The 24,198-nt window shown below is 66.8% G+C and carries 24 protein-coding genes and 2 pseudogenes; 13 read left to right on the forward strand and 13 right to left on the reverse strand.

All coding sequences use genetic code 11. The annotated features are described in order from the left end of the window. Nucleotides 1-12 precede the first annotated feature (12 nt). Complete coding sequence (locus tag OG884_RS04335) at nt 13-444, forward strand: cupin domain-containing protein (RefSeq protein WP_326642379.1); 432 nt, start codon at nt 13-15, stop codon at nt 442-444. A 182-nt stretch (nt 445-626) separates the two neighbouring features. Here OG884_RS04335 and OG884_RS04340 read toward each other — a convergent pair whose 3' ends face one another. Then, complete coding sequence (locus OG884_RS04340) at nt 627-794, reverse strand: hypothetical protein (RefSeq protein ID WP_326647127.1); 168 nt, start codon at nt 792-794, stop codon at nt 627-629. Between the two features lie 138 nt (nt 795-932). On the opposite strand from OG884_RS04340, the gene OG884_RS04345 reads away from it, so the two are divergent. Continuing rightward, nucleotides 933-3,047, forward strand: coding sequence for an ATP-binding protein (locus tag OG884_RS04345; RefSeq protein ID WP_326642380.1), 2,115 nt, complete (start codon nt 933-935; stop codon nt 3,045-3,047). Between the two features lies 1 nt (nt 3,048). Here the strand turns inward: OG884_RS04345 and OG884_RS04350 are convergent, their stop codons facing one another. Then, nucleotides 3,049-4,125: a 4-epi-cubebol synthase gene (locus tag OG884_RS04350; RefSeq protein ID WP_326642382.1), complete on the reverse strand. Its 1,077-nt coding sequence runs from the start codon at nt 4,123-4,125 to the stop codon at nt 3,049-3,051. A 363-nt stretch (nt 4,126-4,488) separates the two neighbouring features. Between OG884_RS04350 and OG884_RS04355 the strand changes: the two genes are divergently transcribed. Both OG884_RS04355 and OG884_RS04360 read left to right on the forward strand, forming a co-directional pair. Then, nucleotides 4,489-5,397 (forward strand): proteasome assembly chaperone family protein, encoded by a 909-nt coding sequence (locus OG884_RS04355; RefSeq protein WP_326642384.1) that lies wholly within the window; start codon nt 4,489-4,491, stop codon nt 5,395-5,397. Beyond that, nucleotides 5,390-6,436 carry a Gfo/Idh/MocA family oxidoreductase gene (locus tag OG884_RS04360; protein WP_326642386.1) on the forward strand — a complete coding sequence of 349 codons (1,047 nt, stop codon included), beginning with the start codon at nt 5,390-5,392 and terminating at the stop codon, nt 6,434-6,436. Before OG884_RS04355 ends, OG884_RS04360 begins: the two co-directional genes overlap by 8 nt. A 115-nt stretch (nt 6,437-6,551) precedes the next feature. Here the strand turns inward: OG884_RS04360 and OG884_RS04365 are convergent, their stop codons facing one another. From OG884_RS04365 to OG884_RS04375, 3 genes and pseudogenes are all read right to left on the reverse strand, one after another. After that, entirely contained in the window at nt 6,552-7,349 is a 798-nt protein-coding gene (locus OG884_RS04365; protein ID WP_326642388.1) for a tyrosine-protein phosphatase, read from the reverse strand. 248 nt (nt 7,350-7,597) lie between these two features. Then, nucleotides 7,598-7,924, reverse strand: a pseudogene (locus OG884_RS04370) (RNA-guided endonuclease InsQ/TnpB family protein); the annotation flags it as partial. A gap of 437 nt (nt 7,925-8,361) precedes the next feature. Next, nucleotides 8,362-9,669, reverse strand: a complete 1,308-nt coding sequence (locus OG884_RS04375) for a cytochrome P450 (RefSeq protein ID WP_326642390.1) — start codon at nt 9,667-9,669, stop codon at nt 8,362-8,364. Between the two features lie 106 nt (nt 9,670-9,775). On the opposite strand from OG884_RS04375, the gene OG884_RS04380 reads away from it, so the two are divergent. Both OG884_RS04380 and OG884_RS04385 read left to right on the forward strand, forming a co-directional pair. Next, nucleotides 9,776-10,075, forward strand: coding sequence for a transposase (locus tag OG884_RS04380; protein WP_326642392.1), 300 nt, complete (start codon nt 9,776-9,778; stop codon nt 10,073-10,075). Beyond that, the gene (locus OG884_RS04385) at nt 10,072-10,491 is read left to right on the forward strand and encodes an IS3 family transposase (protein WP_326642394.1); all 420 of its coding nucleotides are present in this window, start codon (nt 10,072-10,074) and stop codon (nt 10,489-10,491) included. Before OG884_RS04380 ends, OG884_RS04385 begins: the two co-directional genes overlap by 4 nt. Nucleotides 10,492-10,980: 489 nt before the next feature. Here the strand turns inward: OG884_RS04385 and OG884_RS04390 are convergent, their stop codons facing one another. Next, nucleotides 10,981-11,397, reverse strand: coding sequence for a MarR family winged helix-turn-helix transcriptional regulator (locus OG884_RS04390; protein ID WP_326642396.1), 417 nt, complete (start codon nt 11,395-11,397; stop codon nt 10,981-10,983). A 78-nt stretch (nt 11,398-11,475) separates the two neighbouring features. On the opposite strand from OG884_RS04390, the gene OG884_RS04395 reads away from it, so the two are divergent. Then, nucleotides 11,476-13,308, forward strand: a complete 1,833-nt coding sequence (locus OG884_RS04395; RefSeq protein ID WP_326642397.1) for an ABC transporter ATP-binding protein — start codon at nt 11,476-11,478, stop codon at nt 13,306-13,308. Nucleotides 13,309-13,432: 124 nt separating this feature from the next. Here the strand turns inward: OG884_RS04395 and OG884_RS04400 are convergent, their stop codons facing one another. After that, on the reverse strand, nt 13,433-14,035 hold the full coding sequence (locus OG884_RS04400; protein ID WP_326642399.1) for a TetR/AcrR family transcriptional regulator: 603 nt from the start codon (nt 14,033-14,035) through the stop codon (nt 13,433-13,435). Nucleotides 14,036-14,279: 244 nt separating this feature from the next. Here OG884_RS04400 and OG884_RS04405 point away from each other — a divergent pair, with 244 nt between their 5' ends. Further along, the gene (locus OG884_RS04405; RefSeq protein WP_326642401.1) at nt 14,280-15,848 is read left to right on the forward strand and encodes an MDR family MFS transporter; all 1,569 of its coding nucleotides are present in this window, start codon (nt 14,280-14,282) and stop codon (nt 15,846-15,848) included. A 323-nt stretch (nt 15,849-16,171) separates the two neighbouring features. Here the strand turns inward: OG884_RS04405 and OG884_RS04410 are convergent. Beyond that, nucleotides 16,172-16,555: pseudogene (locus OG884_RS04410) on the reverse strand (hypothetical protein); the annotation flags it as partial. Nucleotides 16,556-16,699: 144 nt separating this feature from the next. On the opposite strand from OG884_RS04410, the gene OG884_RS04415 reads away from it, so the two are divergent. Continuing rightward, a complete protein-coding gene (locus OG884_RS04415; RefSeq protein WP_326642405.1) occupies nt 16,700-17,512 on the forward strand; it encodes a hypothetical protein in 813 nt (270 codons plus the stop codon). Nucleotides 17,513-17,564: 52 nt separating this feature from the next. Here the strand turns inward: OG884_RS04415 and OG884_RS04420 are convergent, their stop codons facing one another. Together OG884_RS04420 and OG884_RS04425 are read right to left on the reverse strand one after the other, a co-directional pair. Continuing rightward, complete coding sequence (locus tag OG884_RS04420) at nt 17,565-18,794, reverse strand: trypsin-like serine protease (RefSeq protein WP_326642407.1); 1,230 nt, start codon at nt 18,792-18,794, stop codon at nt 17,565-17,567. 394 nt (nt 18,795-19,188) lie between these two features. After that, nucleotides 19,189-19,956, reverse strand: a complete 768-nt coding sequence (locus OG884_RS04425) for a histidine kinase dimerization/phosphoacceptor domain-containing protein (RefSeq protein ID WP_326642409.1) — start codon at nt 19,954-19,956, stop codon at nt 19,189-19,191. Between the two features lie 67 nt (nt 19,957-20,023). Here OG884_RS04425 and OG884_RS04430 point away from each other — a divergent pair, with 67 nt between their 5' ends. Further along, nucleotides 20,024-20,503 (forward strand): NUDIX hydrolase, encoded by a 480-nt coding sequence (locus OG884_RS04430; protein ID WP_326642411.1) that lies wholly within the window; start codon nt 20,024-20,026, stop codon nt 20,501-20,503. A gap of 42 nt (nt 20,504-20,545) precedes the next feature. On the opposite strand, the gene OG884_RS37400 is transcribed toward OG884_RS04430, so the two are convergent. Next, nucleotides 20,546-20,653 (reverse strand): DUF397 domain-containing protein, encoded by a 108-nt coding sequence (locus OG884_RS37400; protein ID WP_442811631.1) that lies wholly within the window; start codon nt 20,651-20,653, stop codon nt 20,546-20,548. 264 nt (nt 20,654-20,917) lie between these two features. On the opposite strand from OG884_RS37400, the gene OG884_RS04440 reads away from it, so the two are divergent. Further along, nucleotides 20,918-21,736: an alpha/beta fold hydrolase gene (locus OG884_RS04440; protein ID WP_326642412.1), complete on the forward strand. Its 819-nt coding sequence runs from the start codon at nt 20,918-20,920 to the stop codon at nt 21,734-21,736. A 262-nt stretch (nt 21,737-21,998) separates the two neighbouring features. On the opposite strand, the gene OG884_RS04445 is transcribed toward OG884_RS04440, so the two are convergent. Beyond that, the gene (locus OG884_RS04445; RefSeq protein ID WP_326646852.1) at nt 21,999-22,241 is read right to left on the reverse strand and encodes a DUF397 domain-containing protein; all 243 of its coding nucleotides are present in this window, start codon (nt 22,239-22,241) and stop codon (nt 21,999-22,001) included. A gap of 5 nt (nt 22,242-22,246) precedes the next feature. Beyond that, entirely contained in the window at nt 22,247-23,101 is an 855-nt protein-coding gene (locus OG884_RS04450; protein ID WP_326642414.1) for a helix-turn-helix domain-containing protein, read from the reverse strand. A 259-nt stretch (nt 23,102-23,360) separates the two neighbouring features. On the opposite strand from OG884_RS04450, the gene OG884_RS04455 reads away from it, so the two are divergent. Both OG884_RS04455 and OG884_RS04460 read left to right on the forward strand, forming a co-directional pair. After that, nucleotides 23,361-23,738, forward strand: coding sequence for a hypothetical protein (locus OG884_RS04455; protein ID WP_326642416.1), 378 nt, complete (start codon nt 23,361-23,363; stop codon nt 23,736-23,738). Between the two features lie 102 nt (nt 23,739-23,840). Next, nucleotides 23,841-24,152, forward strand: coding sequence for a DUF5709 domain-containing protein (locus OG884_RS04460; protein WP_326642417.1), 312 nt, complete (start codon nt 23,841-23,843; stop codon nt 24,150-24,152). Nucleotides 24,153-24,198: the final 46 nt, after the last annotated feature.

Genomic DNA, 24,198 nt, shown 5'->3' on the forward strand with positions numbered 1-24,198 from the left:
GAGGTGATCCCGTTGGCCAGTAGCATCGGCTCGCTGCGCAGCGTCGCCGAGGCGCTCGGCGTCAGCATGGCCGACCTGTTCGCCGAAGACCAGCAGCCCAAGCCGCAGGCGGTGCGCTTCGAGAAGCATCCCCGGCTGGCCAGCGAGCCCGGCGCGCGCAAATACCTGATCACCCAGCGCCCGCTGCGGAACCTGGAGATCTACGGCGGCGAGTTCGATCCCGGATCGAGCACCGGCGACGAGCCGTACACCCATGGCGACTCGCAGGAGGTCTTCATCGTCACCGCAGGGGAGGTCGTACTCACCCTCGACGACGCCACGTACGTGCTACGGGCCGGCGACAGCATCGAGTTCCGCAGCAGCACGCCGCACCACGTGCGCAACGACGGCACCGAGGTGGCCGGCGTCCTGTGGATCTGCAGCCCCGTCAGCGGCGTCGGCTGAACTCTCCAAGCCGGCGTCGGCTGAACTCTCTAAGGTGGTGTGGGACCGATGGTCGCCACGACGGCGGGGCACTGGCGGGGGGCCTGGAACGGCCGATCGGCGTTTCTCACCCGGGTGCGGCCGCCCTGACATGTCCCTTTCCGCGCCTGACGGGTCCGGGCGCGGAGGGGCGTGAACGCGGGTCAGCCCCAGTGCGGCGGGCGCTCCTCCATCAGGCGGGCGTCGTCGTCGGCCTCGCGCCACTCGCTCCAGCCGACATCGGTGTCGTCGGCGGTCTGATCGGGCAGGATCGGCAGGCCGTCGTCGGCGAGATCGACGGGACGCAGGTCATCGGGTTCGGGCACTGTCACACGCCCATGCTAATCATCCGAGTGACCTGTCATTCCTCCCCCACGCGAGAAAGCCACCGCGGCGCCGCGACGCCGGGACAGGCGAGAGCCCAGACGGTACGATGCTTGGGCAGGTTTCGGCTACTTCCGTGAGGCGCCATGACAACGCCAGCAGGATGGCGGCGAGACGGCAATCTCCCCAACGAGCTGACCAGCTTCGTGGGGCGCACCAGGTTGCTCACCACACTCAGGCAGCGGTTGGGCGAGCACCGCCTGGTCACGGTGACCGGCATCGGAGGGGTCGGCAAGTCCCGCACCGCCCTGCGGATCGCGCACCTGATGCGCAGCCAGTTCAAGGACGGCGTCTGGTTCGCCGACCTGGCCCGCCTCCAGGACTCGGGGATGGTCCGCCACACGATCACCTCGGCCCTCGGGATCGCCGACCAGTCCGCCCGCTCGGCGGACGAGACGCTGATCGAGTGGCTGGGTGACCGCGAGATCCTCCTGATCATCGACACCTGCGAACATCTGGTCGACGCGTGCGCCGCGCTCTTCGAGGACCTGCTCCGCAACGCCGGGGGCCTGACCATCCTGGCGACCAGCCGCCAGTCGCTGAACGCCAGGGGCGAGCACACGGTCACCATCCCGCCGCTGGCCGTCCCCGGCGACTCCCCCGGCGAGGACGTCTTCACCAACGAGGCGGTGCAGCTCTTCGCCGCGCGGGCCGGTGCGGTGGTGCCCAACTTCATGCTCGACGAGGGCAACATCGGCCCGGTGTCCGAGCTCTGCCGCCGTCTCGACGGCATCCCGCTCGCCATCGAGCTGGCCGCGGTCCGGATGCGCGCGCTGTCCGTGGAGCAGATCCTCGGCCTGCTGGCCGACCGGTTCAGCCTGCTCGCGGGGGCCAGCCGCACGGCGCTGCCCAGGCACCAGACGCTGCGGGCCGCGATCGGCTGGAGCCACGAGCTGTGCGAGCCGGCCGAGCGGCTCCTGTGGGCACGGCTGTCGGTCTTCGCGGGAGACTTCGAGCTCGATGCCGCCCGCTACGTCTGCTCAGGGGACAATCTCCCCTCAGAGGACATCATGGACCTCATCTCCAGCCTGGTGGAGAAGTCGATCCTGCTGAGCGACGGCACGCCGTCCGGGCACCGCTACCAGCTGATCGACACCCTGCGGCAGTACGGCGAGGAGTGGCTGGACAAACTCGGCGAGAGCGACAGGGTCCGGAAGAAGCACCGCGACTACTACCTGCAGCTGGCCTCAAGGAGCGAGGACGCCTGGTCGGGCGCCCGCCAGGTCTACTGGTACGTCAGGATGCGCCACGAGCACGACAACATCCGGGTCGCGCTCGACTACTGCCTGCGCACCCCCGGCGAGGTGCAGTCCGGGCTGAAGCTGCTGTCCTCCCTGTGGTTCATGTGGGTCGCCTGCGGGCTGGCCCGCGAGGGCAGGCTCTATCTGGAGAAGACCCTGGAGCTGGCGCGCCGGCCGAGCCCCGAGCGGTGCAAGGCGCTCTGGGTGCTGTCCTACATCAACAGCGCGCAGGGCAACATCAGCGGTGCCATCGAGGCCGCGGAGCAGTGCAGCTCGGACGCCGTCAGGGTCGGCGACTCGGGCGCGGTCATCCTGGCCACCAAGATGCTCGGCACCGCCGCGTTCCTCCAGAACGACCTGCAGAAGGCGAGCGCGCTGCTGGGCGTGGCGATCGAGTTCCACAAGAGCGGGCGGGAGCTCAACCCGGGACTGCTCCCCTCGATCGTCGAGCTGTCCATGGTGCTGCTCATCCAGAACGAGCCGGCCGAGGCCGAGGTGCTGCTGCGCGACTGCATCGCGGTCTGCACCCAGCGCGGCGAGCTGTGGCTGCGCTCGTACGCCATCTACGCACTCGCCAGCGTGTGCCAGGCGATGGGCCGCTCGCCCGAGGCCACGTCGAACGCCCGTGAGGCGCTCCGCCTCAAACGCTACTTCCATGACGTGCTCGGCATCGGCCTGGCGATCGAGGTGGTCGCCAAACAGGCGCTGGAAGACGGCCAGCCGGTGCTCGCCTCCCTGCTGATGGGCGGCGGGCAGGCCAACTGGCGGACCTTCGGGATGCCGCAGATGAGCTCCCCGTTCTTCAACACCGAGCACGACCGCTGCGTCAAGGAGTGCAGGCGCCTCCTCGGCGACGAGGCACACGAGGAGGCCTTCTCCCGGGGCAGGAGGCTGAACCTGGAGGAGCTGATCGTCCTCGCGCTCGGAGACCACGAGGACGGTCAGACGCTCTCCGGGTGAGTCACCCGGCGGACTCTCCCTCCCGCTGCCAGGCCGTCGTGTAGCGGGAGCTGGTCAGCGAGTAGTCGACACTGCCGCTGATCCAGAACTCCAGGCCGCGCACGTACGCGAGCACCGCCTCGGAGCCGAGCGCCTCCAGTGAGGGGCGCAGCGCCACCATGTCGGCGATCGCCCGGTTGCGCATGGCGCCGATCGCCTCCATCGCCTGCTGCCGGGAGTAGCCCCGGTGCCTGGTGAGCACGCTCACCAGGTTGTTGCGGGAGTTGACGCCGTCGCTCTCCTTGGCGTACGAGATGAGGTCGTTGTCCCAGACGACGACGTCGTTGGCGCTCTCGGTGATCGCCTTGACGTCGGGGTGGCGCCACTCCTCCGGGGTGAGGGGGCGGCCGCTGGCGACGTCGATGAGGGCGAAGACCGTGAGCATGGCACCGGTGCGCCGCCGCATGAAGAGGTAGTCGTCCACCTGCGGCACCACGTCGGCCTCGCAGTTGGCGGCCTCCCACACCTGGGCGAAGAGGTAGTCCTTGGTAACGGAGCGCCAGCGGTCGAGCTGGTCGTCGTCCCCGTAGGCGGAGATCCTGCCCTTGATCTCCAGGAGCGTCCTGGCGAAGACGTCGTCGACCTCCTGCCCGGCCTCCAGGTCGTCGAGGACGGTGAACAGCCGGGGCAGGGCGCGGGTCAGCTCGCCGGCGCCGCGGCCCGACTCACAGAAGGCGTCGTCGAAGGCGAACAGCCACACACACCAGTCGGTCACCAGCCGGAGCGTGTGGTGCTCGGCGTAGGGATACGTACGAGCCCCCAGCCAGCCGTACTTCGCCTGCCGGTAGCGCTCCACGGTCTCGGCGTCCTCCAGGATGCCCGTGTCCACCAGCCAGTCGAGGGTCTCGGTGTTGACCCTTTCGACATGGGGGCTGACCTCGCTGGGGAAGGGGCAGGGTAACGGGGGGACGCGAAGTGGTAGGCCTGACCTACGCGTAGTAGTAGTTCCCACCCTCCAAGGATGACTGAAGGGCGACAGTTTTCCTATACATCGGTAAACACCTGGATATCGCAATTTCCGACTTAATGCCCAAACCATTTCAGGTATTCGTCCTGGCCGAACATCCGGGCCGCGTCCGTCGCCGAGGGCGTTCCGGCGTGGCCGTGGTAGGCGGCGCGCAGCCGTGGTAGGCGGCGCGCATCAGCGGCGTGTGCCCCTGCCGTCGGTGAGATCGGCCGGAACCCCGGCCTCGACGTAGGCACGGAGCTGCTCCGTCTCGCCACCTCTCGCCGCCTATCGCCAGGTCGAACAGACGGGTTGCGAACTCCTCAAGCTCAGGGTCAGGCTGCATGTGACCCACTGTGCCCCGATAGGGTGCCTGTGATCGCCGAGGGCAGCCGGAATTCAGCGGACCCGGAGCGGGTTGAGCTGAAGAGACGACCGACGAAAGGCTGGAAAACGGTGTTCGACCCGACGGATCTCTACCGGCTCAGCGGAGACGTCCCTGAGCTGACCGATCCGGTGCTGCTCTACCACTTCGACGGGTTCGTGGACGCGGGCGGTGCCGGACGGCTCGCCGTCACCCACCTGCTCGACGAGCTGGAGCACCAGGTCGTGGCGACCTTTGACGTGGACCGCCTGCTCGACTACCGCTCCCGGCGGCCCACCATGACCTTCGACAGCGACCGCTGGGTGGCCGTGGAGAGCCCCGAGCTCGCACTGCGCCTCGTCCACGACACCACGGGCACGCCGTTCCTGCTGCTCAGCGGCCCCGAGCCGGACCGCGAGTGGGAGCTGTTCACCTCCGCCGTCGAAACGCTGGTCAACCGGCTGAACGTCGGCAAGCTGGTGACCGCCCACGGCATCCCGATGGCCGTCCCGCACACCCGCCCGCTGGGCGTCACCGGACACGCCAGCCGGCCCGAGCTCGTCACCGGCCAGACCAGTACCTTCGGCAAGGTCCAGGTGCCCGGCAGCGTGACCGCGCTGATCGAGTTCCGGCTCGGCGCCAAGGGGCACGACGCCCTCGGCTATGCGGTGCACGTTCCGCACTACCTGGCCCAGGCCGAATACCCCTCGGCCGCGGTGACCGTGCTGGAGTCGGTCACCAAGAGCACCGGGCTGGTGTTCCCGCTGGAGGGCCTGCGCGAGGCCGCCGGCAAGACCGATGCCGAGATCGCCGAACAGATCGAGGCCTCCCAGGAGCTGTCCACCGCCATCACCGGCCTGGAACAGCAGTACGACGCGTTCGCCGCGGGCGCCGAGCACGAGAGCCTGATGGCCGAGTCCACGGAGATGCCGACCGGCGACGAGCTCGCCGCCCAGTTCGAGGCGTTCCTGGCCGAACGTGACGAGCAACGCGGTGACTGAGCTGCGCGTCGGCCTCGTCGGGTACGGGGTGGCGGGGGCGTTCTTCCATGCCCCGCTGATCACCGCGACCCCCGGTATGCGGCTGTCCGCGGTGGTCACCGGCGACCCCGGCCGGGCCGCCGAGGTCTCGGGGAAGTACGGCGCGCGGGTGGTCGGCGACGCCACCGTCCTGTGGGACGGCGCCGACCCGGTCGACCTGGTCGTGATCGCCTCCCCCAACCGCACACACGTTCCGCTGGCGGAGGCCGCCCTGAAGGCCGGCCTGCCGGTCGTGGTGGACAAGCCGCTGGCCGCGACCGCCGGACAGGCGTGCGGCCTGGTGGAGCTGGCGCGCGCGGAGGGCCTGATGCTGACCGTGTTCCAGAACCGGCGCTGGGACGGCGACTTCCTGACGCTCGGGCGGCTGGTCTCGGCGGGCGAGCTTGGCGAGGTCACCCGGCTGGAGTCGCGATTCGAGCGCTGGCGGCCGGTGCCGAAGGGCGGCTGGCGCGAGACGGGCGGCACCGACGAGGTCGCCGGGCTGCTCTACGACCTCGGCAGCCACCTGGTCGACCAGGTTCTGCGCCTGCTCGGTCCGGTCGTCGACGTCTACGCCGAGTCGGATGTGCGGCGCCCGGGGGTGAACGCCGACGACGACACCTTCATCGCCCTCTCCCATTCGAGCGGGGCCCGTTCCCACCTGTGGGCCGGCGCGGTCGCGCCCCGGCTCGGCCCCCGCTTCCGGGTGCTCGGCTCGCGGGCGGGCTACCTGAAGTACGGGCTGGACGTGCAGGAGGAGCAGTTGCGCGCCGGTCTCACCCCCGTCTCTCCCGGTTTCGGTGCGGAGCCTCCCGAGCGGTGGGGCACCCTTGGCACCGACGACGACAACCGTGTCGTCCCCACCGAACCCGGCACCTACGCCGGCTTCTACCGGGCGGTGGCCGCCTGCCTGCGCGAGGGTGCTCCGCCACCGGTCGACCCCGAGGAGGTCGTCGAGGCTCTCACGGTGCTGGAGGCGGCCCGTCGCTCGGCCGCCGAGCGCCGGGTCGTCACCCTCTGACGACCTGACGACGACCTGACGACGACCTGACGACGCACCGCTCAAGGCGGTCGCATCCGGATACCGCGCCTCCGTACTGGAAGCGCGGGCCGGTCGCGCGACCTGCCAAGGGGCCTCAGTCGCGCAGGCGGGCGCGGAGGAGACCGGAGTCGCTCTCGCTCCAGCCGTGCGAGGCGAGCCATTCGAGCGGGCCGCCGAAACGGTTGTCCAGGATGTGCAGGAACTGCTCGATGTACTCGGGCCTCGGACGATGATCGTCGGCCGGGCGGGCGTCGAGGTCGTCGCGGTAGGTGGCGCTGGCGCGCAGCCGTGCCAGGATGCCCTCCAGGCGGTCACCCGTGGCGGTGTAGTCGGCGACGATCGCCTCACGGGTGGCACCGGCGACCTCCAGCGCGAGGGCGCTGACGACACCGGTGCGGTCCTTGCCCGCCGCGCAGTGCACGAGGGCCGCGCCGTCGTCGCGGGCCATGGCACGCAGGGCCGCCAGGACCGAGTCGGGACGGTCCCGGAGGTAGGCGTAGTAGAAGCCGGTCACCCGCAGCTCGGCGAGGTCCTCCTCGTCCCGCGCCGTCCAGGGCAGCACCCTGTCACCCTCGATGGTGTCGGCCTCGACATCGGTGTACCTGCCGCCCTCGGCGAACAGGGTGAGGTGGTGGATGCTCACCTCCGGCACCCCGGTGAGCGGCCCCGGCCCCTCCAGGCGCACCTCCGGACCGGAGCGCAGGTCGACGACGTTGCGGAGCTTCAGGTCTGCGACGAGCAGCTGAATGTCCCGCTCGGTCAGCCCCTGCAGGTTGTCGGCCCGGTAGATGCGGCCGAAGCGTGTGGTTCCGCCGTCCACCGTGGCGAGCCCGCCGAGGTCGCGTACGTTGACGGCACCTTCAAGATCAATCCAACGCGTGAAGTCGTTCATCGCCGCCAAGTTTATACGCCCCTTTACGTATGGCCAGTTAACACATAGGACCTATTTCCGTAATTGCCGATGTCCATGTGCCACGTCCGCAAATGCACCGCATTTTTCTCCATTCAGCCCTCCGTACGGCGCAGGAGTTCCAGGGTGCGGCCCATCCCCGCCTGGTTGCCGAGGCTGCGGTAGATGTCCTGGGCCTGGCGCAGGACGTCCACCGCGGCCCGCCGCTCGCCCGCCTCCTGCCGCATCTCAGCGGCAGGTTTCCGTCCAGCGGCGACGACTCGTCGTCCTTCGGCCAGCACGTTGATGACCGCGTTGACGTCTCGGTCATGGGTTGCGCCGCAGGCGCATACCCAGTCGCGGACGTTCAACGGCATCGACTCTTGCAGGGTGCCGCACTCCGAGCACAGTTTCGAGGAAGGGAACCAGCGGTCAATCTTGACGAACGTCCGGCCGTACCGAGCGGCCTTGTACTCCAACATCCCGATAAACTATGTCCATCCGGCGTCGTGAACCGACGTGGCCAGCCGGGTGCGGCCGAGTCCGGACACGGCGAGGTTCTCCACGTAGACCGCTTGAGCTTGGCACAGAGGGGTAGGCCCCCTCGATCAGGTCCAACATCGGGTTGTCCAGGTACCGTGGCCTGTTCGGCGGGTCCGGGTGGGTGGTCCCAAGCCGGTCGTCGAGCAGGAGCTGCTTGAGCTCGGCGAGCCGGGTCACCAGCCACGCTTCATCGCCGACCGGGGTACGCACCCGGACGATGGGGCCGCTGTCCCGCAGCCGGCGGATCAACGGGTTCAACTGGCCCGGGCATCCACATGCGCCCAGGACCGGCACTTCGCTATGGTCATCCGAGGTTTGTTTGGGCACCACGCTCTCGCTAGATCATCACCCCTTTGGAAGTAAAGATTCCCTTAGTACGTCTCGGCGCGGCAGCCCGGCCGCACGATGCGCGGCCGGGTTAGCGGGTTGGCGGGTTGGCGGGTTGGCGGACCGGTGTAGGTACCGGTGGCGATCAGTACGCGGAGGGAACCGGCAGATCCCAGGTGATCGGTAGCTGGGCGATGCCGCCACCGACCTTCTGTTCGCTCAGCTCGCCGGAGACCGGGATATCGCCGATCGGGATCGCCAGGCGCATGGAGGGCAGCCGGGGCAGAAGCCTGGCGAGTACCTCGCTAATTTCCAGCCGAGCCAGTGGGGCGCCGATGCAGTAGGTCATTCCGTGGCTGAACACCAGGTGGGGGTTGGGCGATCGGGTGACGTCGAACCGTTCCGGGTCTTCGAACACCCGGTCGTCGAACGCGGTCGAGCCGTGGTCGCACAGAACGAGGTCGCCGGCGCGGATCGTGACCCCGCCGATCTCGATGTCCGCGCTGGCGTACCGGGGCAGCGCGGATTCGGCGAATTTGCTCATCCGCAGTGCCTCCTCCACCGCGCCGGGCAACAGTTCCGGGTCTTCGAGCACCAGCTTGTGCTGATCCGGGTTCGTGGCGAACAGCCCGATCGCCGCGCTGATGCTGTGCGGAGTCACCTGGTACGACATGGTGACAAAAGCCAGCAACGCACCGACGAACTCGTCGGGGAGTCCGGCTTGGCACAGCGCCGAGGCCAGATCGTCGCCCGGTTGCACGCGTTTACGCTCGGCAACCTCGCCCAGGTATCCGAACAGCTCCTGCACCTGGTCCAGTCCCGCCCCCACGCTGCTGATCCGGTCGAGCACCGCCTGGTATTCCGCTGGATCCGCTACGCCGAGCAGGTCACACAGGATCTGATAGGAGAACGGCAGCGAGAACTCGGTGTGCATGTCTACCGGCGGCTGCTTGGCAAGTATGGCGTCGAGATGCTCGTCGGCCACGGCGCCGACGCGCGACCGCATGCCGGCTATGCGCTTGGCCGAGAAATACGGGGTGAGACTCGATCGGAGGGCGTGATGCGTACGACGCGCGTCAGCCGGATCCTGGTCCGACACGATCAGATCCAACATCGGGTTGTCCAGGTACCGCGCCCTGTTCGGCGGGTCCGGGTGGGTGGTCCCGAGTCGGTCGTCGAGCAGGAGCTGCTTGAGCTCGGCGAGCCGGGTCACCAGCCACGCTTCATCGCCGACCGGGGTACGCACCCGGACGATGGGGCCGGTGTCCCGCAGCCGGCGGATCAACGGGTTCAACTGGCCCAGGCATCCGCGTGCGCCCAGTGCTGGCACTTCACTATGGTCCATCCGAGCCTCCTGGGGTTTGGTTTGGGCACCACACTTTCGCTGGATAATCACCCATTTGGAACTAAGAATTTCCTTAGATACATCGGTAATTCGCGGATCTCGCGCCATCCCGGCGTCCTGTTCGTGGATCGTCAGGCGGCCTCGGATTGAGGTGCCCCAAAGATTCCGGATAGACCACTCGCTAGGCTGGTAATAGTCCGAAGAAGATAGAAACATGCCGAAAGGTTCCAGGCGTAGGTTCAGTCAGGAGTTCAAGGACAAGGCTGTGCGCATGGTCCTCGATGGCCCCCGTACGATCGCCGAGGTCGCCAGAGAGTTCGGCGTCCACGACACCACGCTCGGCAACTGGGTGAACACCTACAAGCGGACACGCGCGGAAGAAGAACCGCACTCCCTCAGCGGCCCCGAGCGCGCCCTGCTGGGTGAACTTGAGCGAGAAAACTCCGAGCTCCGAGAGAAGCTTTCCTCTCTGAAAAAAGCCGCGGCCTTCTTCGCGGCCGAGAACAATCGGTGACCGCGAAGTTCGAGTTGATCGACGCGGAGAAGGCCAACCACAAGATTGTGAAAATGTGCGACTGGCTGGAGGTGTCCCGCTCGGGGTATTACGAGTGGCGCGACCGGCCCGCCTCGGCGACCGCACAGCGTCGCGACCTCCTCCAGGACCTGGTCTCGGGCATCTTCTACGAGCACGAGGAGGTGTACGGCTACCGGCGCGTCCATGCCGAATTGCTGCGCCGGGGTGAGCGTTGCTCGGCTGAGCTGGTGCGGGTGCTGATGCGCGAGCTGGGCCTGCTGCCGGCGCAGGTGCGGCCCTTCAGGCCAAAGCTCGCCGAGCTGCGGTTCGTTACATCGAGGGCTTCTACAATCGGTGCCGACTTCACTCATCTGTTGGTTACCGGACGCCAAACGAAGTCCTCGACGAATACATAGAACTTCAGTCGGTTGCGTAGCCCGCGGCCGCAGATTCCGCTGTCCGGAATGATCTAAGCCTCTTAGTGGCGACAGCGGCACTGGCTCCGATCAAACGCATGGTAGCACGCAACAGTTTGTCGGGATACACGGTCAACACGACTGTCCGCATTCCGGCCACGCAGGTGGCACGGAACCAGCAGCCCGCGCGCCAAAATACCGACGCGGCCCTCAGCACAGTTCCGAACCTCGCCTCATCGGCGCCGACTCCGTGGGCTTGACGCGTCATCCGCGACACCTCCCGGGCCAGGGTAGCAAAATTGCTCCGAATTTTCGGGGTCTTCGAAGTTAATTTGAAGTTAATTCGAAGTTAATCGGAGTTGAAGCGTCTGCGTGGACGCTGGTTAAACATTAAATTTGCCCACGCTCTCCGGGTCCGACAGCCGAGGTCACGGAGACGGCCTCGGCTCGGATCATCCGGGAAGCCGGTGAGGATTCCCGGGCGGCACACTAGGCGAGCTGCGCGTCGACCGCGCCCAGCAGTTCCCTGAGCTGGTCTCGCTGCTCAGCGGTGAGCACCGAGAACAGTTCCTCGGCCACCTGCCTGCGCGCCTCACGTACCTGCTCGTACAGCTCGCGACCCTCGCCGGTCACCACGAGCAGGGTGGAGCGGCGGTTGGCCGGATCGACCTCGCGGCGGACCAGACCGGCCTCCTCCAGCGCGTCGATCACCGGGGTCACCGAGCGCGGCACGATCCGCAGCCTCTCGGCGAGCTGCACCATCTTGAGCGGCGGCTCGGAGTCGACGATCACCCGAAGCGCCCGCGCCTGGCCGGGGCTCAGGCCGAGCGGGCCGAGCCGCTCGCCGTATCCCCGGCGTAGTCGATGGCCGACACCGTGCACCAGATCGGCCAGTTCCGTCTCCACAGCGCCGAACCTATCCCAGTGCCACCCGGAATGAATGTGAGGTAGCCTCTGTTTGAGCAAACATCAGAAAGGAGCTCCATGGCGGAACAGACCGGGAGTGCCGAACGGCACGAAACACCTCGTATGACCGACGATCCCCGCGCGAACGAAGCCCCCCTCGAAGACGAAGTACCCCCCACGAGCGACGAGCCCCGCGCGCCCCTGCGGCGCGTCGTCGGCCTGTTCCACCCCTACCGGGGCCGGCTGGTCGTCGTGGGCGCCCTCATCGGACTGTCCTCGCTCGTCTCGCTGTCCTCGCCGTTCATGCTCCGTGCGGTGCTCGACGACGCCATCCCGCATGGCAGGACCGGCCTGCTGACGCTGCTCGTACTCGGCATGGTCGCGGTCGCCGTCGTCACCAGCGTGCTCGACGTCATCCAGATGCTGATCTCCAACGGAGTCGGCCAGCGCGTCATGCACGATCTGCGCACCGCCGTCTACGGTCACCTGCAGCGCATGTCCATGGCCTTCTTCACCCGCACCAGGACCGGTGAGGTGCAGTCGCGCATCGCCGGCGACATCGGCGGCATGCAACTGGTGGTCACCTCCACCGCCGCCGCGATCGTCTCCAACCTGACCACCGTGATCGCGACGGTCATCGCGATGCTCGTGCTGGACTGGCGGCTGACCGTGGTGTCGCTGCTGCTGCTCCCGCTCTTCGTCGGCATCAGCCGCCGAGTCGGCCGGGAGCGCAGGAGGATCACCTCCGAACGGCAGCGGAAGATGGCCGCCATGTCGTCGATGATCCAGGAGTCGCTGTCGATCAGCGGCATCCTGCTGGGCCGGACGATGGGCCAGGGCCCCGAGCTCGCCAGACGATTCTCCGCCGCCTCGGACGAGCTGGCCGTCCTGGAGCTCCGCTCCAGCATGGCCGGGCGCTGGCGGCAGTCCACCATCCAGATCATCATGGCGGCCATGCCCGCGATGATCTACTGGGCCACCGGACTGACCTCGGCGATCTCCATCGGCACCGTCGTCGCCTTCACCACCCTCCAGCTGAACCTGTTCCGCCCCTCGGTGTCGCTGCTCCGGCTCGGCGTCGACGTGCAGAGCTCCCTGGCGCTGTTCGCCCGGATCTTCGAGTACCTGGACCTGGCCGTGGACATCCACCCCGGCACCCACACACCGCAGACCGTACGCGGCGAGATCCGCTTCGAGCAGGTCGGCTTCTGCTACGGAGAGACCCCGACCCTGTCGGACATCGACCTCACCGTCCCCGCGGGCACGACCCTGGCCGTGGTCGGCGAGACCGGCTCGGGCAAGACCACGCTGAGCTACCTGCTGCCCCGTCTGTACGACGTGACCGGCGGGCGGATCACCATCGACGGGGTGGACGTGCGCGAGCTGACCTTCGAGGCCCTGGCCGAGACGGTCGGCGTGGTCTCCCAGGAGACCTACCTGTTCCACTCCTCGATCGCCGACAACCTGCGCTTCGCCAACCCCTCGGCCACCGACGAGGAGATCGTCGCCGCCGCCCGGGCCGCCCGGATCCACGACCACATCGCCGCGCTGCCCGAGGGGTACGAGACCGTGGTCGGCGAACGCGGCTACCGCTTCTCCGGCGGCGAGAAGCAGCGCCTGGCCATCGCCAGGACGCTGCTGCGCGACCCGCCCGTACTGGTCCTCGACGAGGCCACCAGCGCCCTCGACACTCAGACCGAGCGCGCCGTCCAGGAGGCGCTGGACACCCTGTCTCGCGGCCGTACCACCATCACGATCGCCCACCGCCTGTCGACGATCCGCGACGCCGACCAGATCGTGGTCCTCGACCGGGGCCGCATCGTCGAACGCGGCAGCCACGACGACCTCCTCGCCGCCGGCGGCCCCTACGCCGCCCTCGTCAACCGCGACCGCTCCCTCACCACGGCCTGACCCGGGCCACCTCCCGCGATGGCGGAGACCGCCAGGGAGACCACCAGGCCGGTCATTCCAGTTCTCCCCGCGCCCGCCGGCGAAACCGCCGGGCAGGGTTCGGCACGGTTGCCGGTCGCATCCGTCATCGTCCGACGGCCGGAAGCTTCGGGGCGGGAAGCAGGCCCTCGACCAGTAGCGTTGCCGCCTGCATCGCGGCGGTGAGGATGTCGGCGTCGTCGGCCTCGGTGCCCTGGGCGGCCATTACGGTGCTGTGCACGCTGAGCAGGGCCATCCGGATACGCAGGCGGTCCTGGAGGGGTGCACCCGGCCCCAACATGATCGAGACGGCCTTCTCAAGGCGCTGCAGTGCGCCGCCCTGCCTCGAAGGCAGGGCCGTGCGCAGCGCGGTCTGGTTGGCGGCCGTGAAACGCATGGTCCGCAGCCCCCGAGCGGCGGCCAGGGTGAGCCATCTGCCGAGGAGTTCGGAAGCCAGTTCCGGAGAGTGCGGCTGCTCGGCGGCCCAGTCGAGGAGTTCGTCGAGCGTGCGCAGGTGCTCCTCGAAGAGGCTGAGGATGATCGCCTCTTTGCTCTCGAAGTGATAGTAGAGCGCGGCCTTGGTGATACCGAGTTGCTCGGCGACTTCGCGCATCGACGTGGCGTCGTAGCCATGCTCGGTGAACAGGGCCAACGCGACCTCCTGGATCTCGGCCCGTCTGTCGCTGCCCTTGCGCCGCGTACCCGTCACCCGTTCCGCCTTCGCCCTTGATCCGATGCCGCACGCTCCGGGAGCCGCCGGGAGTCGCCGACATGGTGCCGCCGGCACCCGCGGTCGCGGTGTGCCCAGCTCTCGTCATCCGGCTGGACCGTGTCCCGGGAACGCCGCACTGCCCCTGGAGTCTATCGCTTCTCCCCCATTTGCTTACCGGCCGGTTAGCAAGTAAATTTACCGACCGACCGGTAAGTTGTTGGAACCTGGAGGGAAAACAGTGGTGGAGAAGGACAGCGCGAAAGGCGCGGACAGTCCCCCTGCGGCAGAAAAGGAGGCCGGGCTGGGGTTCAGCCACCGCCAGATCCTGGTCACAATGAGCGGCCTGGTCATCGCCATGCTGCTGGCGATGCTGGACAACATGATCGTCGCTCCGGCGCTGCCGACGATCGTCGGCGAGCTGGGCGGCCTGAACCACCTGGCATGGGTGGCCACCGGCTACGTCCTGGCCTCCACCGTGTCCACGCCGATCTGGGGCAAACTCGGCGACCTGTACGGCCGGCGCATCACCTTTGTCGCTGCTGTGGCGATCTTCCTGATCGGTTCGATGCTGTGCGGCGTGTCCCAGGACATGGCGCAGCTGATCGGCTTCCGCGCGGTCCAGGGCCTGGGCGCGGGCGGTCTGATGGTCGGCGTGCTGTCGATCATCGGGGAGATGATCCCGCCGCGGGACCGCAGCAAGTACCAGGGCGTGATGATGGCCGTCATGCCGGTCGCGATGATCGGCGGCCCGCTCATCGGCGGCTTCATCACCGACAACCTCAGCTGGCGCTGGGCCTTCTACGTCAACGTGCCCCTCGGCGTCGTCACCCTGGCCCTGTGCTGGATCACGCTCGCCAAGCTGCCCAAGGGCAGCGGCAAGGCCGTGATCGACTGGTGGGGCACCGCCCTGCTGACCGTGTGGATCACCGCGCTGGTGCTCATCACCAGCTGGGGCGGCACCCAGTACGACTGGGGCTCGGCACAGATCCTCGGCCTGGCGGCGCTGGCAATCGTCGCGTTCATCGCCTTCGTCTTCGTCCAGCGGCGAGTGGCCGAGCCGATCATGCCGCTGCGGGTCTTCAAGAGCCTCAACTTCACGCTGTCCGGCGTGGTCGCCTTCATCTCGGGCTTCGCGATGTTCGGCGCCATTAGCTTCCTGCCACAGTTCCAGCAGTTCGTCCAAGGCTCCTCGGCCACCAACAGCGGCCTGGCTCTGATGCCGATGATGATCGCCGCGATGGTCGTCAGCCTGAGCGGTGGCGTGCTGATCAGCAAGACCGGGCACTACAAATCGTTGCCGATCATCGGTGCCATCCTGGTCACCGCCGGCCTGGCACTGTTCGCCACCATGGACCTCGGCACCTCCACGTTCACCTCCGGCATCTACATGGTGCTCCTGGGCGCCGGGATGGGCGCGATGATGCAGACCAGCACCTTGATCGCCCAAAACAGCCTCGACCTGCGTGACATGGGCGCGGGCACAGGGGTATCGACCTTCCTGCGCAACATGGGCAGTTCGCTCGGCGTCTCCCTGCTCGGCGCCGTCTACGCCAGCCAACTGACCGACTCCCTGACAGGTGGCGGGACCGCGACGCAGGGGGTGGCCGCCTCCGCCACCTCGATGACCCCCCAAGCGCTGCGAGCCCTGCCCGAAGCGGCCAGGCACCTGTTCCAGCAGGCCGTCACCGACGGCGTCACCGTGCTCTTCACCTGGGGCGCGGCCGTGGCCGCCATCGGCATCGTCGTCGCCCTGTTCATTCGCCAGGTCCCGCTCCGCGGCGCCGCCAAGCCGGTGGCGGTGGGTAGCTGAGCCGGTCCGCCGCAGGGCCACCACCAGCCCGCGAGCGGCCGACCTCGGCCGCATCCACGACAGAGGAGACCGCCATGTCAGCACCGACCGAACGCGGCATGGAACGCGTCGACGCCAGGTGCTACGTGCAGCCCCACCTGTCGACTGACAGCCACGCCCTCGGCCTGTGGAGACCCTGTCAGATGTGGGTTTTGGGGTTACTCGGGCCTGCCCCGCGTACGGTCCGGCCGGCCACGAGAAGGAGGGTGAGCGCACCGAGAACACGGAATCTCATCACGGCGCCCTCAACGGCAGGCGAGCATGGACGTTCATCGTGGCCACCGACGATCCAGGACATGACCCGCGCATTCGGCCTGTCCGCGTACCTCGACCAGGGGAAGATCGACCGGCACCGCCAGCGCGTAGGCGACCTCGCGCCGATGACAGAACTCCCGCAGGTCCGGGTCGCGGCCGTAGTCGGCGTCGGCGGCGTCCCACTTGGCGCCGTTCAACAGCCACTCGATCCGATACGCCGTGCCATGCCCGACATGATCAGCCAGCTGCCAGGAGTTCTTACGAGCCACATCGGCCAGCAGGCCGCGCACCAGATCCGCGAACGTCGCCCTCGGCTCCGGACGGGTGAACAACGGCCCGGCGATCTCCTCACTCAACTCGCGAAGATCTTCCTCCCAAGCCACGATCCGATCATAGGTGATGGTATCCGTCATCCCTGGTCAACGGGCTACACCCGGCACCCATTCCATGATCTACGAATGCAGTACCTGTCGCAGGACATCATGCGTGCCCTGCGATATACGTCGCCGCTTATCCGGCACTGGCGCGATACCTTACCATGAAGTAGCGTTCCGGGCATGGGCGACATTCATACCACCAAAAAAATGATCCTGTTGTGCTCCGCGATTATGTTCGTGTCGGCCTGTGCCGGGCAGGCGGGAGTGGGCGGTGATTCTCGCGCGGCAGTGGATCAATGGCGCGAGTTTCCGTACGCACGCGATCCACGTCCGATAGTCATTATTGAAGATCTCCCCAAATCCTTGGGAAACGCTAAGCCGGGAACGCAGTTCACTTTGCGGAAAAAACTGTCCGACGACCCGCCGGAAAGCCAGGAGATCCTACTCCATGGAGGCAGGGTAAGCCTTACTCAGATATCAGCAGCAGATGCTTTCGATTATCTTTCTGTACAGCTTCGACAGTTACCCGGCGAGACTAATTTAATGACTGTCGTCAAAGCACGTCTGAATCAATTGGAGTGGATGACGGACAGAGGGTCGCTGTCACTTCCCTCATGGAGCTTCTACACGGACGATGGAGGGTCGGTAAGCTGGCCGGCGGTGACACCTGACGCGTTTTGGCGCCTAGGTAAAATAAGGCGGTCGGCGACGATTAACAGCGTGTCTCTGGACGCGTCGAAAACTTCGCTTTCCTTCGAAATGATCGCCGACCCGAATCCCTGCGACGGCTCAACGGGTGGCGATCATTTCGAAGCCGGTCAACTCCAGTCCACCGTGGTGATCTTTACCGGTGAATCAAGTGCCGCGGACTCCGGCTGTGATCGGCCGGCTTTCGCGATGCTGAGGAGCGGAACCGTACGAATCGATCGACCACTGGAGGGAAGGGTCGTTGTCGATCAGCACGGTAATCCTGTGCCGGTTGAAATGCCGTGAAATCACCGCTTCCGGCGGAGTTTCACTCCCGGTCACACACACCCTCGGACCGTCAGTAGGTTCGCATCTGTATCGGGAAGTCCACCAGCGCGGTGTATATATCCTGGAATATCATGCTGCTCGAGCTCGATCCAGATGTCACGCCGACCGGATGAACCTGCCCGGCCGTGTCCGGGTAGAAAACCGGCCCCCCGCTGTCGCCGGAGCGCGCCCCTTGCCCGTAGATCTGATTGGCGCGGAACAGGCCGTAGTAGCACTCGTAGTTACCGTATGCGTCGTTACCACAGTAGGCATAATCGCCGCTGGTCACGACCTCGAAGTTACAGACCGCGCCGCTCGTCTGCCCGGACTGGCAGAGCCACTGTCCTTCGTACACGTGGTCCCAGCCTACGATACGCTTCGTGAACTCGGCTGAGGTGTTCCACCCTCCCGGCACTCCGCCGTCCCACATGTGCCTTCCCACGCCGTTCGGAGCATGAATCAGCGCCAGGTCATGGTCGGCTCTTTCGAGGACCGTTTGGCCGATGTTCACGGAGCGATTGCCGTTTTGCCAGTTTGTATACATACCGGTGCAGTGACCCGCGGTAAGCAGGTATTGAAAGCCGGGATTGCTCGTCGCCGCCACCGGCCATCCCGCGGTGCAGATCGGACCGTCGTCGCTTACAATACGCATTCCTCCATAGAATGGCGCGGTGTCGTTCATGCGCCCGCTGGGAACCGCTCGCTCGACGATCTTGACCTCAATGGGCACGGAAGAGCCAAGCGAGTCGTATGTCTTACCGAGATCCCTTTTGGCTCGCGAGGTCTCGGCCTCGACGTAGACCCCGCTGCCGTCGGACTCTATACCGACAGCATGAAGTGGCCCGCGAGGGTTGTCGGCCAAGTCTTTCCTTATCGCCGCCGCAGTTCCCCTGAGCTCCTCCCGTGAGAATCGAGCCGAATCCACCTTCACCGGAGCGTTCAGACGCGCCTCGGCAAGAACCGGATCTATGTGAGCGGGAACATCGCCCTTCCACCAGACCTGAACGAAGCCGTCTTCCAGCTTGAGCCCGGCGAATCCCAGGTCTTTCGTGTCGGAAAGCACGGCGTCCATGATCGGCTTGGCTGCCCGCCGGAGTGGTTCCTGTACATCCATTCTTTTCTTCGTCTCGGGCGAGAGGTAGCTGAACGGCTCCTTCTCGATCTGCTCGCCGGGCTTTGGCGGATCGTCCGACGAGAGCGTGAGCGCATACGCCGAGGTGGCCGTATTGCTGACCGCGAGCGCGAGGGCGAGCAGCAGCATCGGAAGTTTAGGTAATCGCACCGGAGGCCTCGTTTCGTGGGGATCTGAATGCCGAGTCGATCACACTTCACGGAAACGATCAACAGCTTGACATCGTTGTTTTCTGTGATAATCTTTTCGGCTTTCTCATTTCGATTCAAAAGAACGAATCAGGCGTCGCGATGACGTCGGCAAGACTACGAAAGGATTAATTTTCCTTTAAGGCTTGGATCGTGGCGAACTCGGGGAGTCTGATTCTGGAATCAGATCCGATTGCCGCGGATACGCGATCAGCGCGACGCCCGCGGTGACCCCCCACCAGTCCTCGGGACGGACGAAGAACGCAGCGGAGCGCCCCCTCGACCGGAGCCCGGCGCACCTCCCTCGGACCGAATCCGGCCGCGCATCTCCCCCTTCAGGTGGAGCGCGGTCGTACGAGCCCCACGTCGTACGCCAGTACGACGGCCTGGACCGTACCAGGCCGTACCACGGCCAGCAGGCGGCGCAGCTCCCCGAGCGCCTCGCGCCCCGCCGACTCGATCGAGCGCAGCGCGGCGCGCGCCTGGTCCGGGCGCTCGTCGAAGACGTCGACGGCGGCGGCCTGCACGACGATGACCGAGACACTGTGCGCGATCACGTCGTGCAGCTCGCGCGTGATCCGCGCCTGCTCCTCGCTGACCACCCGGCGCAACTCCTGGTCGATCGCCACCCGTCGGTTGCGTACGACCTCGCCGAGCGCCCAGGCGATGACCGGGGACGCCATCGCGAACCGCGTGTCCTCGGCGGGGCCGGTGAGGAAGTTCAGCGCGGTGAGACCGAGCAGCGCCGCGAGCGCGGGCAGCGACACCCGGGGCGACCGGGCGGCGGCCAGCGAGCCGATCGCGACCAGGCCCGCGAACGGGAAGATCCCCTGGGGTGCGAGAACGTGGGTGACGACCCCACCGGCGAGCGCGATCACCATCACCGCCACCGGAGTCGTGGCCGCCCAGTTGATCACCCGCCGGTTGAACCCGGCAGTACCCTCGCTGAACATGACGGACAGCCCTTCGCGGACCACGCGGCCAACCTTCCGTACCGCCACGTTCGCGGACGTTCTCCCCGTACTGTCTCTGGTCGAGTCGGCGTACCGGGGAGAGTCGAGCCTGGCCGGCTGGACGAGCGAGGCGCATCTGAGGAATCTCATCAAGGCCGACAGACGGCCTGGCGGGCCTTGCCCACGGCGGACGACTCGCGGCGGTAACGTGGCGGGGGTGAGCAATACCTACATCGAGCCCGCCGCCTGGTACGCCACTCTGCCCAGCGTGTTCATCTCCGCCTGCCTGCTGCTCACCGACGGTGAGGACCGGGTTCTGCTGGTCAAGCCCAACTACCGGCCGGGCTGGGGCTTCCCCGGCGGGGTCGTGGAGGACGGTGAGGCGCCCCATCACGCCGCGATGCGGGAGGTGGCCGAGGAACTCGGCGTGTCCGCCGAGGTGGGCGATCTCCTCGTGGTCCACTGGAGCCCGCCGTCGGGGGAACGCCCCCGCCCACTGATCACCTTCATGTTCGACGGCGGCGTCCTGAATGACCTCGGCCAGATCAGGTTGCAGGTTGAGGAGCTTGACGAGGCGGCGTTCCTCCCGTGGGATACCGCCGCCACCCTCCTTCCGGAGAGCGCCGCCACCCGCCTGCGCACCGCCCGCCTCGCCCTACGCGACCGACGCCCCATCTACCTGTCGGACACCGAGTAACCGACGGGCCGGTCCTGACAGACGAGGCGGAGGCATCACGTCTCAGCCGGAGAAGTCGAACTCCCCGTCCTTGACGCCGCCGATGAACGCCTCCCACTCGGCGCGGGTATAGACGATCACCTCACCATCAGGCCGATGACTGTGCCGCACCACCACCCGCCCACTGCCGTCAGCCCACTGCCGTCAGCCAACGGCCCGGCCTCCACGCAGTTTCCGCCACCGTTGTCGCTTTTCGTACTGATGTGCCAGGCAACACCGACTAGCGCGGGTTGAGGTGGCAAAAGCCTTCCCTCGGCAAAAAGATGCCCTTGTTCGGCAGCCTGCGTCGGGGAGATCATGGAGCTCACGCACGCCACCTCGCCGGGCGGGGGGCGAGCCAGGGCCTGCCAGGCTGCCACCAAAGGAGAACACGCTGTGGACCAACAGCAGTTGAGCATCGCCGGTAACGACATCGCGTTCATCGCGTCGGAGGGCACTGGACGAGCCGTACTCCTCGTGCACGGAAACTCCTCATCCGCTCGCGTCTGGCAGCCCTTGCTGACCGGCTCCTTCGGACAGCGGTTCCGTTGTCTGGCACTTGATCTGCCCGGCCACGGCAGGTCGGCTCCCGCCAGGCACCCGGACGACTACTCACTGCCGGGGTACGCCGCGGTTCTTGCGGAGTTCGCCAGGAAGACGGGTGCCGAGGACGCCGTGATCGTCGGATGGAGCCTGGGAGGGCACATCGCCCTCGAAGCGGCGGCGGAGATGCCCGAGGCCGCGGGGTTCGTCGTCTTCGGTACTCCGCCGGTCGGCACCGCCGCTGACTTCGGCAAGGCATTCCTGCCGAATCCCGCCGTGAACGTGGGCTTCACCGCCGATGTCGACACCAAAGCGGCGGAGTCCTACGCCGGCAGCTTCCTCGCCCCCGGATCGGTCCTGCCGACGGACGAGCTCGTCGCCGACATCCTCGCCACAGACGGCACAGCCCGCACCAGCCTCTTCGCGACTCTCGGGAGTGGCGGATTCGCCGACGAGGTCGAGATCGTGGCTCAACTCACGCGTCCCATCGCGGTGCTGCACGGCGAGGGCGAACAGTTGGTCAGTCTGGACTACCTGCGCGGACTCGCCATGCCGACACTCTGGCGCGGCGCGGTACAACTCATACCGGGCGTCGGCCACGCCCCCCAGGTGGAAGCTCCCGAGAACTTGGCAGACATCCTTACCCAGTTCATCACCGACCTCTGCGGATGACCTAATAGGGTCTGGTCGGCTTCGGACGCGGCGGCGTGTCGGTCCCTTGCAGGCGAGGCGGAAGAGACACAGGGCCCCAGGTGGGACGGATGATATCCAATCATCGCTCCACCTGAGGCCCTGCCACTGGGCGACTCGCCGGGTCGACCTCCACCTGACCAGGCCCTACTAGTTCACCGGAGCTGGGCCTGCTGTGCTCCCGCATCGCGTTCACCGCAACTCTGCTGCCGTCGGGGAATATGTACGGTTCGCGCCGGGAGAATCAGACGCCGGGGAAGTCGAACTCCCCGTCCTTGACACCGCCGACGAACGCCTCCCACTCGGCGCGGGTATAGACGATCACCTCACCATCAGGCCGATGACTGTGCCGCACCGCCACCCGCCCACTACCATCCGCCAACGGCCCAGCCTCCACACAGCTTCCGCCACCGTTCTCGCTCTTCGTGCTGATATGCCAGGCAACACCGGCCAGTTCAGCGGAGCTGGGCTTGCTGTGCTCTTGCATCGCGTTCACCGCATTTCTTCTGCTATTGCGGAGATGAGTTCGGCCGAGTCTTCGGGGCCGAGGGCGAGCTTCCGCAAATTATCGTACGTCAGCACGAAGCTCTCAGCATCGGGTGATTCCACGTAAATAGCGCCCTTCGGGGTCTCCGCATAGGCGACCTCGGGATAGGGATTCCTCATCGCCAGTATTCGGAAAGCACCTGTCGGGCTGGCATGCGCGCCAGCACTGAACGGGAGCACCCGGATCTCGATATCCGGCCGGGCGGCACATTCGATCAGATGGCGTAGCTGCGCCATCTGACATTCCGGCCCACCGACCTCACGGTGCAGCACCGCTTCATCGATGATCGCTGACAGGCGCGGAGGGTCATCACCTCGGAGGATCTCCTGACGAGTCATGCGCAACTCGACCCACCGCTCGATCTGCTGTTTTTCGGCACCGAACTCCGCCGCCGCGATCACCGCCCGCGCGTACTCCTGCGTCTGAAACAACCCGAGAAGCAGTGTGTTGTCAAAGGAGCGGATCTCGGCCGCGCGGGACTCCAGCCACACATAGTCGACGAACGCACCGGCGACCTCGTTGGCGTATCCGTCCCACCAACCTTTCTGCCAGACCTCCTGGCTGAGCTTGATCAGGCTCTCACGTCGCCTGCTGTCGGCCACCCCGTACAGATCGAGGAGGGCCAGCAGGTCCGGGCGCCGGATCGGATAACCGCCGGACTCGAAGCGGCTGACGGTGCCCGGATCGCGCTGCAGGTACTCGGCCACGTCCTTGAGGAGCAGATCGTTGGCCTCGCGCAGCTCTCGGAGTTGCTGACCAAGCCACTGAGAACGCAACGTGACCCACTTTGGAGCAGCCACACTCCTCCTTTCTGAACAGATCCACGCAAACCGGAAGCCAATTCAAACAATCAAGTTGGACAACTTGTGGAGCACGTATCGTGCATGCAACTATACCCAGAGTGAGAGAGCGATCACAATAAGTGCATGGTTCAGCAGTTACCGGTCAACCAGAGAGCCCTGTGGTCGCACGCACCCCAAGGAAGATAAAGAGACCGGGGCGGGCTTCGCTGACAGGCCACGCTCGCCCCGGCCCCGAAGCCGGAAGGAAGCACCCGAGATGGAGCACTTCAACGGTTCCGACTACCCGACTGTTTACCACGGCATGGTCTCGTGGCGCGGCGAGACCGGAGGAGGCGGAGGCGGTTTGTCCTGGCAGTCCGATTCGGCTCTCGGCAGGGAGGAGGTTCGGGCACTGGCCGGGGGACTGCCCCGCGTGTTCGCGCTGGTCCGGGAGGCCGAGGGAGAGGGTGAGGAGATCATCGCGCGGTTGGTGGCGTACGGGCTGGCCCTGCCGGGCGGCGACGCGGCCACCGTCGGCGCGACCCGGGGATTCGGCCGGTGGATGAGCGCGCAGAGCGCGGCCCACCGGCTCGGCTCCGGCCTCGTCTGGCTCGGCGACGGCGACGGCGACGGCGACGGCGACGGCGACGGGTAACCGTACCCACTTGACACGAGATGGCTCGGCGGCCGAAGGGACTGCCGCCGAACCATGCTCTGACCTGTGGGTTTTCGGGCGCAGAACGGGTAAGGCCGCAATATGACGGAAAAGCCCCCGGACCGTGAAGGTCTAAGCGACGAGCAGGCGATAGAAGTCGAGGAGTGGACCGATGACCTCGGTCTGCACCACGAGATTCTTCCGAACGACCCCGAGCATCACGACACGCTTGACGAACGTCTCTGGCGCGAGGCCCCGAACCACGAGCGGGTCCCGCGCGAGGAGAACCGTCTGGTGGCGCCGGATGAGGGCATCGGCCCGGACGAGACGGCCGAGGAGTACGCCCGGGACGTCGGCCCCGACAGCGGAGACCTGTCAGCCGAGGAACGCGCCATCCACATCGAACCCGACTGATCCGGCCCTTGGCGATACCTTTCGCCGAGGATGCCGCCGGAGCCGT

Origin of the sequence: Streptosporangium sp. NBC_01755 (assembly GCF_035917995.1) — a bacterium.
Classification (GTDB): domain Bacteria; phylum Actinomycetota; class Actinomycetes; order Streptosporangiales; family Streptosporangiaceae; genus Streptosporangium.

What these genes read in the sequence shown, in the direction of transcription:
- OG884_RS04425 (WP_326642409.1), bottom strand. Translation starts at nt 19,956, where the DNA reads ATGAGATTCCTCAGATGCGCCTCGCTCGTCCAGCCGGCCAGGCTCGAC.
- OG884_RS04375 (WP_326642390.1), bottom strand. Translation starts at nt 9,669, where the DNA reads ATGGCGCGAGATCCGCGAATTACCGATGTATCTAAGGAAATTCTTAGT.
- OG884_RS04345 (WP_326642380.1), top strand. Translation starts at nt 933, where the DNA reads ATGACAACGCCAGCAGGATGGCGGCGAGACGGCAATCTCCCCAACGAG.
- OG884_RS04420 (WP_326642407.1), bottom strand. Translation starts at nt 18,794, where the DNA reads ATGCTGCTGCTCGCCCTCGCGCTCGCGGTCAGCAATACGGCCACCTCG.
- OG884_RS04365 (WP_326642388.1), bottom strand. Translation starts at nt 7,349, where the DNA reads ATGAACGACTTCACGCGTTGGATTGATCTTGAAGGTGCCGTCAACGTA.
- OG884_RS04395 (WP_326642397.1), top strand. Translation starts at nt 11,476, where the DNA reads ATGGCGGAACAGACCGGGAGTGCCGAACGGCACGAAACACCTCGTATG.
- OG884_RS04445 (WP_326646852.1), bottom strand. Translation starts at nt 22,241, where the DNA reads ATGCAAGAGCACAGCAAGCCCAGCTCCGCTGAACTGGCCGGTGTTGCC.
- OG884_RS04415 (WP_326642405.1), top strand. Translation starts at nt 16,700, where the DNA reads ATGGGCGACATTCATACCACCAAAAAAATGATCCTGTTGTGCTCCGCG.
- OG884_RS04460 (WP_326642417.1), top strand. Translation starts at nt 23,841, where the DNA reads ATGACGGAAAAGCCCCCGGACCGTGAAGGTCTAAGCGACGAGCAGGCG.
- OG884_RS04380 (WP_326642392.1), top strand. Translation starts at nt 9,776, where the DNA reads ATGCCGAAAGGTTCCAGGCGTAGGTTCAGTCAGGAGTTCAAGGACAAG.
- OG884_RS04455 (WP_326642416.1), top strand. Translation starts at nt 23,361, where the DNA reads ATGGAGCACTTCAACGGTTCCGACTACCCGACTGTTTACCACGGCATG.
- OG884_RS04350 (WP_326642382.1), bottom strand. Translation starts at nt 4,125, where the DNA reads ATGGTTTGGGCATTAAGTCGGAAATTGCGATATCCAGGTGTTTACCGA.